Origin of the sequence: Microbacterium esteraromaticum (assembly GCF_017303215.1) — a bacterium.
Lineage (GTDB): Bacteria > Actinomycetota > Actinomycetes > Actinomycetales > Microbacteriaceae > Microbacterium > Microbacterium esteraromaticum_C.
Genome location: NZ_JAEMWU010000004.1, coordinates 1 through 14,234 on the forward strand (window position 1 = coordinate 1; position 14,234 = coordinate 14,234).

Sequence of the window (14,234 nt, forward strand, 5' to 3'; positions counted from 1 at the left end):
TTACGGCGGCCATAGCGTGAGGGAAACGCCCGGTCACATTCCGAACCCGGAAGCTAAGCCTCACAGCGCCGATGGTACTGCAGGGGGGACCCTGTGGGAGAGTAGGACACCGCCGGACTCCTTTTAAACGAAAGAGCCACCCAACGCTGGGTGGCTCTTTCGCGTTAACACGACAGTTTCGTGCGACGCCGCGCGCACGACGCGGGGTTGACGATCGCCGCCACAACGCGTATTCCGAGAGTATGCGCATCTTCGCGGACCGGCAGGACGCTGGGCGGCAGCTCGCAGCTGCGCTCAGCGAAGACGATGCGGTGCTCGGCGGGCGCGTGGCTGCCGACAGCACAGTCGTCGTAGGCCTTCCTCGCGGAGGCGTGCCGGTCGCCGCCGAGGTCGCACGGCAACTCGATGCGCCGCTCGACGTGCTCATCGTGCGCAAGGTCGGGGCACCAGGGCACGAAGAACTCGCGCTCGGCGCCGTCGGCGAAGAGAACGCGGTCGCGCGCAATGACGATCTCATTCGGGCATCCGGTATCTCGGAGTCGGATCTCGCCCGGCGCGAGCAGACGCAACGTGACGAGGTGCGCCGCCGCGCCGAGATGTTCCGACCCGGCCGTCAGCCTGTCGCGCTCTCTGGGCGCACCGTGATCATTGTCGACGACGGCATCGCCACGGGAGCGACGATGCGCGCGGCCTGTGCTGTTGCGCGGGCGAGAGCGGCAGCGCGAATCGTCGTCGCTGTTCCCGTCGCTGCTCCTGACGTCCTCGACCGCGTGGATGCCGATGCGGTCGTCTGTCTGCACTCACCGCGTGACTTCATGGCGGTGGGTATGCACTACGTCGACTTCCGACAGACTGCGGATAGCGAGGTGATCGCGTTGCTGTCGTGATCGCCGGACATTCGCTGCCATCAACGCAAAGAGCGCGGGCCCCTACGGGGACCCGCGCTCTTCGCGTTAACGGCCTGGCACGGCCGGTATCTCTTCTAGCCGGCGGCGGCCGTCTGCTTCGCGGCGTCGGAGCCCGTGGCATCCGAAGCCGGAGCATCGGTCTCGTCGTCTTCGTCGTCGAGGTCCTCGGCGAAGGGGAGGCCGTTGCGCGGTGCGTTGTAGAGCTCTTCGTCGAGGATGCCCTCGCGCTTGGCGACGATCGTCGGCACCAGGGCCTGACCGGCGACGTTCGTCGCGGTGCGTCCCATGTCGAGGATCGGGTCGATCGCGAGCAGGAGTCCAACGCCCTCGAGCGGCAGACCCAGCGTCGACAGGGTCAGGGTCAGCATCACGACGGCGCCGGTGGTGCCCGCGGTCGCGGCAGAGCCGAAGACCGACACGATCACGATCAGCAGGTACTGCATGATGCTGAGCTCGATGTCGAAGAACTGCGCGACGAAGATCGCGGCGATCGCCGGGTAGATGGCGGCGCAGCCGTCCATCTTGGTCGTCGCGCCCAGCGGCACGGCGAACGACGCGTAGCCGCGGGGCACGCCGAGGTTGCGCTCGGTGACGCGCTCGGTGAGCGGCAGCGTTCCGATCGACGAGCGGCTCACGAAAGCGAGCTGGATCGCCGGCCAGGCTCCTGAGAAGTACTGCTTGATCGAGAGGCCGTGCGCCTTCACCAGGATCGGGTAGACGACGAAGAGGACGATCGCCAGGCCCAGGTAGATGGCGCCGGCGAACCAGGCGAGCGAGGTGAGCTTGTCCCAGCCGTACTTGACCACCGCGGCGCCGATGAGGCCGAAGGTGCCGATCGGAGCGATGCGGATGATCCACCACAGCACGCGCTGGATCACCTTCAGCAGCGACTCGGTGAACGCCAGGAAGGGCTCGGCCTTCTTGCCGGCCTTGAGCGCGGCGATGCCGATCACGACGGCGACGACGATCACCTGCAGGATGTTGAAGCTCACGTTCGAGGTGACGATCTGGGCATCGGCGTCGAACGAGCTGCCCACCGACAGGCCGAGGAAGTTCTGCGGGATCAGCCCGAGCAGGAAGTTCCACCAGGTGCCGACGGTGTAGGGGTCGCCGGTCTCGAGGCCTTCGCCCGCGCGTGCGCCGGGCTGGATCACGAGCCCGAGCACGATGCCGATCGTCACCGAGATGAAGGCGGTGATCGCGAACCACAGCAGGGTCTGACCCGCCAGTCGCGCCGCGTTCTGCACGCGGCGCAGGTTCGAGATGCTCGCGACGATCGCGGTGAAGATCAGCGGCACGACCGCGGCGCGCAGGATCGTCACGTACGAGCTGCCGATGGTGTCGAGCGTCGTGAACAGGGGCGTCTTGTTCTCGGCGCTGGCACCAGTGGCGACGGCGATGAGCCCGACGGCGATGCCGAGCACGAGTGCGGCGATGATCTGGAACCCGAACGAGGTCAGAAGCTTGCGGACCGGTCCTCGGGTGTCTGGCGCCTTCTGGGCGCGAGTAGTGCTGCTCACGGGGATCTCCATGTCTACGCGCGCACGGTGCGCGCCACGTGGGTTCAACGTTAGAAGCCGATGTGTATTCCGACGAATGGTGTGACGCAGCATGACGCGTGCCCGGGTGCTGTCCACCCCCGGCCGTTGAGCGAGCGGAGCGAGACGAAACGCACTGAGCGAGCGGAGCCTTGCGCCCTCTCAGCCCACGCGCCGCCGATCCGATGCCGTCACCGGGAACATGTCGGACGTGACGCCATCGAGCAGCGCTCCCGGCTCGATCCGCAGAGCGTCGGCGATGCGTACGAGAGTGGGGATGCCCATCAATGCGCGCCCCTTCTCGTACCCGCGGATGTTCGACGAATCGATCTGCGCGAGAACGGCGAGCTCGTCCTGGGTGAGTCCGCGCCGCTCGCGCTCGTCCGCGATAAGAGTGCCGATCCGGACGGCAGCAGCAGACGGGACACGGGGCACCTGTCAAGCGTCGTGAATGTCAGGGGTTTGTGCCAGGGTTAAGACACCCGGGTACTTTCGCCTAACCTGGGGGGAGTGCCTGGGAGGAGCGGCGTAGATGCGGTCGGATTCGCCGCTTTGGCGTGTGATGGGCGATGCTGCCCAGGCGCAGGAGGCAGAGGCGCTCGATAAAGTCCGCCAGTTGCTGCCGGATGACGGCATCGCTCGTGCATGGGCGAACGTGACTTTCACGGACAGCGCTGGCCGCCTCAACGAGGTTGATGTGCTGATGCTCACCCGAGCGGGGCTTTACGTCGTCGAGCTCAAGGGGTGGCACGGCACCATCACAGGTGATCAGCATCAGTGGATGCAGGGTGCACGTCGTCACCCTAACCCGCGCACGCTGGCGAACACCAAGGCCAAACGGTTGGCGACCGTATTGAAAGACGTCGCTTCTCACGCCAAGCTGCCGCGCAACGCCGTCCCCTTCGTTGATGAAGCCGTCGTCATGCACGGTCGTGATTCCAAGATCTCCCTAGACAGGTTCGGTGCTGAGCACGTCTGGGCGCTAGACGGCTTCCGCGTCTCTGGTCTGGGGCCCGACGCGAACTTCTCGACGCTGGTCGCGCAGTCCGCCCATCACTCGATCGACCTGGTGCAGGCCAAGAAGATCGACGCGCTGATGTCCGCCGCGGGGCTCATGCCACGCACCCGTCAGCGCATGATCGGTCAGTACCGCCTGGACTCGGGCGAGCCTCTCGGCGAAGGCCCGGGGTGGCAGGATTTTCTGGTCACGCATCCGGTCGCGGGGACGAAGCGGCGTATCCGTCTGTTCGCTTACCCCAGAGGCGCGGACCGCGAGACGAGGGCCGCGATCGATCTGCGAGCGCAGCGCGAGTTCCGCCTGACCGATGGGATCGATCACCCTGGCGTGATCGGCCCGCGTGAACTGCTCTCACCAGAAGAAGGACCTGCTCTCGTCTTCTCTTATGACGAAGACGAGTCGAGCCTTCAAGAGTTCCTCGCGCGTCACACTGATGATCTGACGTTTGAGACGCGCGAGCGTCTCGTCCAGGAGCTCTCCGAGCTGGTCCGGTTCGCCCACGGACAACGGCTGACGCATCGGGCATTGTCGCCGTTGAGCGTTCGAGTCAGAGAGAGCGCTGACGGCGCAGCCACGCTGCGTATCCGAGACTGGGACCTCGCGCGTCGTCCTGACTCCGGTACTTCGACGGCGACCGTCGTGTCGCGCGGAGCCACCGACCTGGTCAGCATGGTCGACCAGGCGGCGCTCTTGTACCTAGCGCCGGAAACGCTGCGCGCACTGACAACCGACTCCCCGCAGTCGCTTGACGTGTACGGTGTCGGAGCGGTCGCGTTCACGATCTTGTCAGGCCACGCACCGGCGCTGAACCTCGGTGCGCTGGAGGCGCTGGTGGCGTCGGGTGCCCCCGGTCTTGACGTGCGTGCGGTGCTGCCCGAGGTATCGGATGCTGTTGCGTCGGCCATCATGCAGGCGACCACGTTCGACGAGATGCACCGGCTCATCGATATCGCGGATTTCCAAGCGGCGTTCGAGCAGGCGCGCCGTGATCAGCGGGGCCCCGAGGCGGTTGAGACGACGGCGGATCCGCTGGAGGCCACGGTCGGCGACATCATCGCAGAGCGCTTCGAGATAAAGAGCCGTCGCGGTTCTGGATCGACGGGCGTGGCGCTGCAGGTCGACGACTATGCCACGACACGCGAGGGCGACATCCTCAAGCTCGCGAAGGATGACGCGGCCGCCGCACGGCTGCAGATCGAGGCGTCTGTTCTTGACAGGCTCGATCACCCGAGGATCGTCAAGCGGCTGGATGGCCCGCTCGCTGTGGGAAGCAGGCAGGGCCTGCTGATGACGGATGCTGGGAGCGAGACCCTCGCGGATCGGATCCGGCTGGAGGGCCGGGCCACGATCGAGCAATTGGAGCGGTACGGCGCAGACCTGTTCGAGATGATCGCTCACCTGGAGTCGCGGGGTGTGTTCCACCGCGACATCAAGCCATCCAATCTCGCAGTCAAGCCGGACCCGGGCAGTCGTAAGCCACGGCTGACGCTCTTCGACTTCTCGCTGTCGGAGGAGCCACTGAACAACATCCGCTCGGGTTCGCGCCCCTATCTCGACCCCTATCTCGGGTCGGGCGTGCGTAAGCAGTACGACTCGGCTGCGGAGCGCTTCGCGATCGCCGCGACTCTGTTCGAGCTTGCCTCGGGCGACCCTGTCTGGTGGGGCGACGGTGACGCACCCGCTAGCCACACGGATGCTCCGGTTGTCCAGAACAGCATGTTCGACACGGGCGTCAGTGAAGGACTCGTCGAGTTCTTCCGCGTGGCGCTCGCACCCGATGCTTCGGACCGGCACCCCTCTCTTGATTCGATGCGCGCGGCATGGTTGGTGGCGCTGGCTGACGCGAGCGTCGACGATGATGCAGCGGAAGCCAATGACGCAAGAGCCGACGCTGCGACGCTTGACACCTCGCTAAGTGACGCGGGGCTCAGTGCCAGGGCGCTTTCGGCCCTTTCGCGTGTCGGGGTGACGACTGTGGGCGAGCTGCTCGGCGTGCCGCCGATGACGATCAACCAGCTGCGTGGTCGCGGCGAACAGGTGCGCCGCGAGATCCGGACGCGTATTCGTGATTGGCGGGCGCGTCTCACTACCTCCACCGCGACGGCCGAGACGCCGGTAGGCGCCGGTCGTCGTGCCGCTGAATCGTACATCGGGGTGATCTCGAGCAAGCCGGGCGAAGCGCCCGAAGAGCGATTCCGGCGGCTGCAGAAGAGCGGTGTGCTCAAGCCGGTGATCACGGATGTGATCCGGTGGCTCCGTGAGCTTGAGGGCGTCGCGACTGTTGATGAGCTGGCGGCGAAGCTCTTGCGCGAGTACGGCTCTACGCTTGCGGATGAGCAGCAACGCCGCGCGGCGGCCCACGCGATCATGTTGGCTTCGCTCGAGCTTGATGCCCGTTACCGGGATCCGAAGTTCGTGTTTCAGCGCGCTGCTGACCGCACCCGCATCGTCGTCGCGTACGCGCCAGACGACGGCACCGGGTTCAGTTTCGACGAGGCCGAAGCACACCTCGAATCGGTGCTGCGTCGTGCTGCTGTCGTCGACGCGTTACTTCAGACCGATGACGTCGTGGCCGCGACGCGCCTCCGCGAAGAGCTTCGCGGAGAAAAGCAGGAGGTACTGCGGCTCTCTGATGCGCGCGCGGCGCAGTTGGCGATCGGCTTGTCGAGCGAGGGACGGATGTCGTCTTTGGGGGAGGCCTACCGGGCTTCGCTACCACCCGAGCGTGCCGTCGAGGTGGCGCTGCGATCGGCGGCGACGCGCGAGTTGGCGATCCTCACGATCGAGCAGCGCGTGCGGGCGCGCTTCCCCGCGGTGACGAGCATTCCCTCCCGTCCAGCGTTGGATGCTGCGGTGCGGACTGCCATGCCGTATCTGGAGTGGCGTGCAGATCGTAACAAGTACGTGATGCGGGAAGCTGAGACGACCTCGGCGACCGCGACAGGATCGTCAACCTCGTGGGGCCGCGCAGCGGGGGATCCGGCGATCGCTGCGAGACTGCAGGCGTCGGTTCGCGATCACGGGGCACTGGCGATGGTCGTCTCCCGCCGTCGACCACTCGCCATCGCAGCGAGCATGCTCGCGCATGGCTACGGCGCGAAAGTCGTCGACCTTGCCGACGTGGTGCTCACGGCGCTGCGTGAAACCGCGGTCGCGAAGAATATTCAGTGGCAGGTAGTGCTGGGTGCCGACGGCAAGGATGCCGGTTCGCAGGATCAACGCAACCTGCAGCAGCTCGCGCGGTTGGCAGTGACACCCGCATGGAACGACTTGTTGGCTTCGCCCGAGCCGATCGTCTTTATCAACGCAGCTGTTCTGGCGCGAGTGGGTCTGACTGACCTGATCGCGAAGGTGATGGACATGTCGACGCCACGACAGGCCGCACGCTGGTTCCTGCTGCCCAGGCCGCAGTCGGGCAGTACGCCCGATCTCGACGGCACGCCGATGCCGTTCGGTGCTGACGGGTGGCTCGAACTCGCCGTTGATTCGCCCGATGCCGCGACCGCTGCGGCGACGCGGGATCTGAATGCCCTGACCACCCGAAAGGCCGCTGTCTCGTGACGGACTCCGCTCAACTACTCATTGACCTCAAGCGTGAACTCAAGGCGCTCGAGGCTGACTTGCGCGTGCGCGCCGAAGACGCCTCATCGTCGTGGGGAGCGAGCCTGCGCGAGGAATACCAGCAGGCACACGAGCACGAGCGCACCGGACGCGACTGGATCGGGTGGCGCGACGGTGAGGTCGCCCAGGCAGGCGTGGCCTGGATCATCGCGTGCGTGTTCATCCGGTTCTGCGAGGACAACGGATTGCTTCTTGGTGCGCGCAAGAACGGGCGTGTGGTTGCACAGCCGTGGATCGCTGCGCCCGGCGACGGACTGGAACGGGCGGTCGAGAACGAGGCGGCGTTCTACGCGGCGGCGCCGACCGAGACGTCGCGGGGGTGGTTGCAGCAGGCGTTCGGAGCTTTGGCCGACCTGCCGGCCGGTGGCCCGCTGGTCGACCGGGAGCACTCGGCAGTATGGCATGCCGAGATCTCGGCCGAAGCCGCAGACGGGCTGCTCACGTTCTTCCGCCGGACCACGCCGGACGGCAGGCTGGTTCACGATTTCAGAGACCCTGATCTCGGCACGAGGTTCCTCGGTGACCTGTATCAAGACCTTTCGGACTATGCGAAAAAGACCTATGCGCTGCTGCAGACCCCGATCTTCGTCGAGCAGTTCATCCTCGATCAGACGCTGACTCCCGCCATCAAGGAGTTCGGACTCACCGATTTGAAGGTGATCGACCCCGCATGCGGATCGGGGCACTTTCTGCTCGGCGCATTCGAACGGCTGATTACGGAGTGGCGCGCCAAAGCTCCGGGGCTCGACGGTGGGGAATTGGCGAACCGTGCGCTCAACTCTGTGTACGGCGTTGACCTCAACCCGTTCGCGATCGCGATCTCTCGATTCCGGCTGACAGTCGCGGCGATCAAAGCGGCCGGCATCTCGACCATCACCTCGGCACCCGCGTTCACATACCACCTGGCCATCGGTGACTCGCTGCTGGGCGGGCAGAGCGTCGCCACTCAGCTCGATCTTGGCGACGGCGAATACTTCGAGTATCAGAGCGAAGATCTGCGGGAGTACGCCGGAATCCTCACTCCGCGGCAGTATCACGTCGTGGTGGCGAATCCGCCGTACATCCAACCACCGGACGCCAAACTGCGCGATGCGTACCGTGCGCGCTACGAGACGTGTCACGGCAAGTACGCGCTGTCGGTGCCGTTCATGGAGCTGCTGTTTCGTCTCGCTAAACCGAAGGACGTTGCCAGCGGAGCGGGCTACGTGGGACAGATCACGTCTAACTCGTTCATGAAGCGCGAGTTCGGCAAGAAACTCATCGAGAAGTACTTGTCCGGTGAGTACACCGGACTCTCACCGGATTTCGTTGAGCTCACACACATCATCGACACTTCCGGCGCCTACATCCCCGGGCACGGCACCCCGACCGTCATCTTGATGGGCCGCCCGCGCAAACCACTGACCGACGTGGTACGCGCTGTGCTAGGCGTGCGAGGCGAGCCTGGTCAGCCGAAGGACCCGGCGAATGGTCTGGTGTGGCGCGACATCATAGACCACGTCGATCAGCCGGGGTATGACGGCACCTACGTCACCGTGGCGGATATGCCGCGCGAAACCTATGCCAAGTTCCCGTGGTCGCTCTCCGGTGGTGGAGCCGGTGAGCTGAAGGAGAGGCTCGAAGCGCTCGGTGCCGTAAAGCTCTCTTCTGTCCCCTTCAGGATAGGAGTGTTTGGTATTCAAGGTGCTGACGACGCATTCATGGTGACGCCCGACGAAGCGCGCCGGAGGGCAGAGCCAGCCGCGTTTCGGCCCCTCGTGGTAGGTGACGTGATCAGAGACTGGACGATTACCTCGGCGGATCCGACTTTCTTCCCCTATGACGGCTTACATGACCTGCAACCAATCGAAGCATTTCCCAAGCAGGCCAGGTCGATGTGGCCTTTGAGGACGGAACTCGGGAACCGCGCGACTTTCACCCGCGGAACCTACTTCTCCGACGGGCGACCCTGGTATGAGTGGCACCAGCTGCCACAGGACCAAGGCGCGTCACCGCTGTCGATCACGTTTGCGTTCGTGGCGACGCACAACCACTTCGTGCTCGACCGGGGTGGGAAGGTGTTCAAGCAGTCGGCGCCGGTGATCAAGCTGCCGGAGGGCGCGACCGAAGACGACCATTACGACCTGCTCGGCGTGCTCAACTCCTCCACCGCCTGCTTCTGGCTCAAGCAGGTCAGCCAGAACAAGGGGAATGGAGGAATCGGTGGCGGGATCGGCGATGAGGCGTGGGAGCCGCGATACGAGTTCACTTCCACGAAATTGCAAGATTTCCCTCTACCGAACGAGCGCGCCCGCAATCTTGCGCGGTTGATCGATGAAACCGCACAGTCTCGAGCCGCAGTTTCGCCATCGGCCGCGCTGCAGACTTCGATGAATCTGGCTCAGGCCCGCGCCACGGGGGTGGACCTCGGCCGCAAGCTCGTCGCGTTGCAGGAAGAGCTCGACTGGCGCATGTATTGTGCATACGGTCTGGCTGACTCCGATCTGCTGGCCCCCGCAGACGCAGAACTTCCGCTGATCGATCCGGCTGAGCGTGCCTTCGAGATCCGCCTCGCGAGGGACGTCGAAGCCGGTCGCGTGGTCACGTCATGGTTTGCACGACACAAGCGCGCGCCACTCACGGACCTTTCCGCATCGTGGCCCGCTTGGTATACCGAACTCGTGGATCGACGGCTCGCCGCGATCGACGCGAACCGGTCCCTGCGCATGTTGGAGCAGCCTGAGTACAAGCGACGTTGGAACACTCCGAGCTGGGACGACCAGCTCGCCGACGCCGTGCACACTGCCCTGCTCGACCGGCTCGAGGCACCGGAGCTGTGGCGGGATGCCTCTGGCCGCCCGCTCGCGCGTACCGCTGCACAGGTCGCCGACGCGCTGCGCCGCGATGAACGCGTCCGCGAGCTGCTCGGCATCCGCACCGGCTCACACGACTACGACATGACTGTCGAGATCGGCAAGCTGCTCGCGCCCGAGGCTGTTCCCGGGTTCGCGCCGCTGCGCTACAAGCCCGCCGGGATCGAGAAGTTCCGCGCTTGGCAGCGCACCTGGGAGCAGCAGAGAGCCGAAGACCGTGGCGAGCGCGTTGACGTAGATGTTCCACCCAAGTACAAGCCCACGGACTTTCTCAAGAACACTTACTGGTCGGCACGAGGCAAGCTCGACGTTCCCAAGGAGCGGTTCGTATCGTTCCCCGGTGCCCAGCTTCCCGACGACTCCACCGATGTGTACGGCTGGGCAGGGTGGGATCATGCCGAACGAGGGCAGGCCATCGCCCGACTCGCCAACGACCTCATGCGTGCCGGCGCCGACGACCAGCAGCTCATCCCGCTGATCGGCGCACTCCTCGAACTGCAGCCGTGGCTTGACCAATGGCACGAAGAGGTCGATGCGCGTGCGGGCGTGAGTCCAGCATCCGCCATCTCAGGCGCGACGAGCGCCCTGCTGCAACGCCTGGGAATCGGCGCCGACACCGTCAACGCCTGGCGGCCGGCACCCGCCACCCGCGGAAGGAAGAAGGCATGACCTACACCCTCGAGTCGCCACTGCGCGACCTCATCGACCTTCCCCGTCGCGTCGAAGCCGCCGACTTCGTCATCAAACTCGACGAAGGCGTCGCGCGACACGAGCAGACGGTGCGCGACTACGTCGTCACCGATGCGATCGCCGAAGCGCTGGGCGAAGGGCTCGACCTCGTCGCCGGGTCGCTCAACAGGCAGTCTTCACGCGGCGCGTTCCTGGATGGCTCGTTCGGTTCCGGTAAATCGCACTACATGGCTGTGCTGCACCTATTGCTGTCGGGCGACCTCAACGTACGACAGATCCCTGGGCTCGAAGCCGTCGTCGCAGACCGGCAAGACCTGCTCGAACGCAAGCTGCTCGTACTCGACTACAACCTGCTCGGGGGCGAAGTCGTTCGAAGACGCGCTCTTCGGCGGGTACCTCAGCACCGTCGCCGCGCGACACCCCGACGCAGCCCCTCCCGTGCTGCACGTCAGTGACGGGCTGCTCGCCGACGCAAGCGCCCTGCGCGACAGGATGGGCGACGAAGCGTTCTTCGACGGTCTCGGCGGTGGCGACAGCGCATGGGGAGACCTCGGCAGTGCCTGGGACGCGCAGAGTTTCGAAGCCGCGGCATCCGCCGGCCCCGCGGATGCAGACCGCGTGCGCCTGATCGGCGACCTCGTCAACGCCTACTTCAGTGCTTCGGTGCGGTCGGGCGAGTGGTTGCCCATGGCCGATGGGTTGCGCGCGATCACTGCTCACGCGAAGAGCCTTGGCTACCAGGGCCTCGTGTTCCTCATCGACGAGATCGTGCTCTGGCTCGGTCAACACCTGGCCGATCAGGCGTGGGTGCAGAACGAGATCGAGAAGGTCGTGCAGCTCGCCGAGAACGCCGCGGCGAACCTGCCCATCCCGATCACGTCATTCCTCGCCAGGCAGCGCGATCTGCGCGACTTTCTCGGCTCGCACGTCGCCGGTGCGGAGCGCACCGCGCAAGGACAGCTGTTCGCGTACTGGGAAGACCGCTTCGACAAGATCCGCCTGCAGGCCGCCGACCTGCCGAAGATCGTCAAGCAGCGTCTGCTGCAGCCTGTCGACAGCGCGGCCGCGTACACGCTCAGCACTGCCGTAACCGAGGTCAAGCAGGACCACGCGGCCTGGGGCTACCTGCTCTCAGACGACGCGAACTCCGACGAGAAGGCCTTCGCCGACGTCTACCCGTTCAGCCCCGCGCTCGTCGACACCATGGTCGCCCTATCGAGCCTCATGCAGCGCGAGCGCACCGCGCTAAAGCTGATGGCAGAACTGCTCAGCGACGGGCGCGACACTCTTCGCGTGCGCGATGTCATTCCGGTCGGCGACCTCTACGCGCCCATCGTGCTCGGCGGTTCGCAGCCGCTCACTGAAGAGATGAAGAAGCACTTCGCGATCTCGGCGCAGTTCTATCGCAACAAGATGCGTCCCTACCTGTTGCGCAAGCACGGGGTGACCGACAGCCAGGCGGAAGGTCTGGAGCGCAGCCATCCCTTCGTGACGGAAGACCGCCTGGCGAAGACCGTGCTCATCGCCGCGCTCGCCCCCGAGGCCCGCTCACTCAGCAATCTCACTGCCGCCAAGCTCGCCGCTCTCAACTGGGGCACGATCTCGGCTTTCATCGCCGGCAACGAGGCCGTTCAGGTGCTCGGAATCGTGCGGGAATGGGCCTCCGAATTCGGTGAGATCAGCATCGGCGACGGCCACGACCCGATCGTGACCGCCACGCTCAGTGGTGTGGACTACGACTCGATCCTGGAGCGCATCAGCACTGAAGACAACGCCCAGACTCGACGCGAACTCGTTCGACGTCTCATTGCTGAAGAACTCGGACTGGCCGCGGCATCCGTCAGTCTCATCGGTCTGCCGCTCACCCATGTCTGGCGGGGCAACAAGCGCACGGTCACCGTGAAGTTCGGCAATGTGCGTGACGATTCCGAGGTGCTCGACAGCGACCTGTTCCACAGCGACGACCAATGGCGCGTGATCATCGATTTTCCGTATGACAGCGCAAGTTTCTCGCCCGCGGACGACACCGTACGCATGCAAAAGCTGCGAGACCAAGGTCGCTCTGCCAACACCATCGCCTGGATTCCCAACTTCCTGTCCGACGCACGGCAGGAAGATCTCGGCAAGCTGGTGCTCCTTGAGTACCTGCTCACTGGGAGCAGGTTCGATGCCAACGCCGACCACCTGCCGGTCGCCGACAGGGGGCCCGCCAAGCAGACCCTGGAGTCACGCCGCCGCACGCTGCGGGAGGTAACCACCAGTGCTCTTCGTCAGGCATACGGCGTGAACGCGCCGGACGATAGCAACGTCGGTACGGACCTCGATGGCAATCAGATCTTCGCGCCACTCACCGACGGATTGACGATCGCTCCACCACCGACCGGCACACTGCGCACGGGGCTGTTCCACGCGCTCGACGCAGCGTGGGCGCACGAGTTCCCGAACCATCCCGACCTCGGTGCCGAAGAGGTGACCGCTCGTAGGCTCGGCGAGGCGCTCGACCTTGTGACCGGCGTTATCGAAGCGGGCGGGCGACGGCAGGGACTGAGCAGGGTGGAGCAGCGACTTGCCCATGACGTCGTGATGCCGCTGCGCCTCGGTGTGCTCAACGAGAACGTGCTCGTCGTCGATGCCGCGCACTTCGGGTGGAACTCTGAGTTCGCACGATGGACAGGTGAACTGGCAGGCGACCTGACCGTCGGAGCGCTGCGGACCAAGCTGCGGGGCTGGGGTATGACCGCAGCTATGGAGAACACCGTGCTGCTCACATGGGCGGCTCTCGGCAACTGGGAATTCATCGGGATAGACAACCCCAGCGCGCAGACACTGCCGGACGGCGCTGCCGTGCGCAGAGCGAACCTGCCGGATGACGCAGACTTCACCCTCGCTCAGGTGCGTGCGGCTGGCATCTTCGGCGTGCAGGGCGAGAGCCACCTCACCCCGCGCGCAGTCGCACGATTCGCGACCGCCACGAGAGAGGCTGTTCGCATCAGTGCGATCGCGGATCTCGTGCAGCAGCTCGAGAAGCATGCCACGGTACTGGGGCTAGAGGACGATGCAGTGGGACGTCTGGCCACCGCACGGCGGGTCAACGACCTGGTGGCCAAGACCGGCAGCGCACGCACCGAGAAAGACCTGGTCGAGGTGCTGGCGACCTTTGATCTGCCCGACGAACTCACGGCCCTCGGCCGGACGTTCGCCACGGCAGAGCGGCTCGCTGGTGAGCTGCAAGGTCTCGACTGGGGCATCATCACCGCTGCGCAGGCACGCCGGGATGCGTCTTTCGAGTCGTCTCTCGCGGAACTGCGTACGACGGCGGCCCTCAACGAATCCGTCGCCCCGCTGGAACCGCGTTTGAAGGATCTCGCCGCGCGGGCGCGAGCTCTTATCGTCGGCTCGTCGCAGTCGAAGCCCGCGGTGACTCACGAGCCGCACCCGGGGTCGGCGCCGGTTGAAGAGCCGCTACCAGGGCACGAGGGCCGTGTTTCCGGCACTCTCAGCGTGCCGCTGACCGATCTCGACGAGGTGCTCGCGAAGCTGAAGTCCGATATCAGCGCGACCCATGCGTCAACGGGGACGGTCACCATCACGTGGCAGGTTGACTAGA

Annotated in this window: 7 protein-coding genes and 1 rRNA gene; 6 read left to right on the plus strand and 2 right to left on the minus strand. The window is 65.4% G+C overall.

The annotated features are described in order from the left end of the window. The first annotated feature begins 1 nt into the window (after nt 1). Nucleotides 2-118 (plus strand): 5S ribosomal RNA (rrf, locus tag JF543_RS13890). A gap of 124 nt (nt 119-242) precedes the next feature. Further along, the gene (locus tag JF543_RS13895) at nt 243-887 is read left to right on the plus strand and encodes a phosphoribosyltransferase (protein ID WP_206824850.1); all 645 of its coding nucleotides are present in this window, start codon (nt 243-245) and stop codon (nt 885-887) included. A gap of 95 nt (nt 888-982) precedes the next feature. Here the strand turns inward: JF543_RS13895 and JF543_RS13900 are convergent, their stop codons facing one another. After that, nucleotides 983-2,440 (minus strand): dicarboxylate/amino acid:cation symporter, encoded by a 1,458-nt coding sequence (locus tag JF543_RS13900; protein WP_206824851.1) that lies wholly within the window; start codon nt 2,438-2,440, stop codon nt 983-985. Nucleotides 2,441-2,608: 168 nt separating this feature from the next. Further along, nucleotides 2,609-2,881 carry a helix-turn-helix domain-containing protein gene (locus tag JF543_RS13905; protein ID WP_206824852.1) on the minus strand — a complete coding sequence of 91 codons (273 nt, stop codon included), beginning with the start codon at nt 2,879-2,881 and terminating at the stop codon, nt 2,609-2,611. 127 nt (nt 2,882-3,008) lie between these two features. On the opposite strand from JF543_RS13905, the gene JF543_RS13910 reads away from it, so the two are divergent. From JF543_RS13910 to JF543_RS13925, 4 genes are read left to right on the plus strand one after another with little or no spacing between them, the layout of a single operon-like run. Next, on the plus strand, nt 3,009-7,025 hold the full coding sequence (locus JF543_RS13910; RefSeq protein WP_206824853.1) for a protein kinase domain-containing protein: 4,017 nt from the start codon (nt 3,009-3,011) through the stop codon (nt 7,023-7,025). Next, the gene (gene pglX / locus JF543_RS13915) at nt 7,022-10,606 is read left to right on the plus strand and encodes a BREX-2 system adenine-specific DNA-methyltransferase PglX (protein ID WP_206824855.1); all 3,585 of its coding nucleotides are present in this window, start codon (nt 7,022-7,024) and stop codon (nt 10,604-10,606) included. Before JF543_RS13910 ends, pglX begins: the two co-directional genes overlap by 4 nt. Next, nucleotides 10,603-11,082, plus strand: coding sequence for a DUF6079 family protein (locus JF543_RS13920; RefSeq protein ID WP_206824857.1), 480 nt, complete (start codon nt 10,603-10,605; stop codon nt 11,080-11,082). The genes pglX and JF543_RS13920 overlap by 4 nt, the downstream gene beginning before the upstream one ends. Beyond that, complete coding sequence (locus tag JF543_RS13925; protein WP_206824858.1) at nt 11,066-14,233, plus strand: hypothetical protein; 3,168 nt, start codon at nt 11,066-11,068, stop codon at nt 14,231-14,233. The genes JF543_RS13920 and JF543_RS13925 overlap by 17 nt, the downstream gene beginning before the upstream one ends. The last annotated feature ends 1 nt before the right edge of the window (nt 14,234 follow it).

Bases quoted from the DNA above. Each gene is read 5' to 3' on its own strand.
- JF543_RS13895 (WP_206824850.1), top strand. From the start codon at position 243: ATGCGCATCTTCGCGGACCGGCAGGACGCTGGGCGGCAGCTCGCAGCT.
- JF543_RS13900 (WP_206824851.1), bottom strand. From the start codon at position 2,440: ATGGAGATCCCCGTGAGCAGCACTACTCGCGCCCAGAAGGCGCCAGAC.
- JF543_RS13910 (WP_206824853.1), top strand. From the start codon at position 3,009: ATGGGCGATGCTGCCCAGGCGCAGGAGGCAGAGGCGCTCGATAAAGTC.
- JF543_RS13920 (WP_206824857.1), top strand. From the start codon at position 10,603: ATGACCTACACCCTCGAGTCGCCACTGCGCGACCTCATCGACCTTCCC.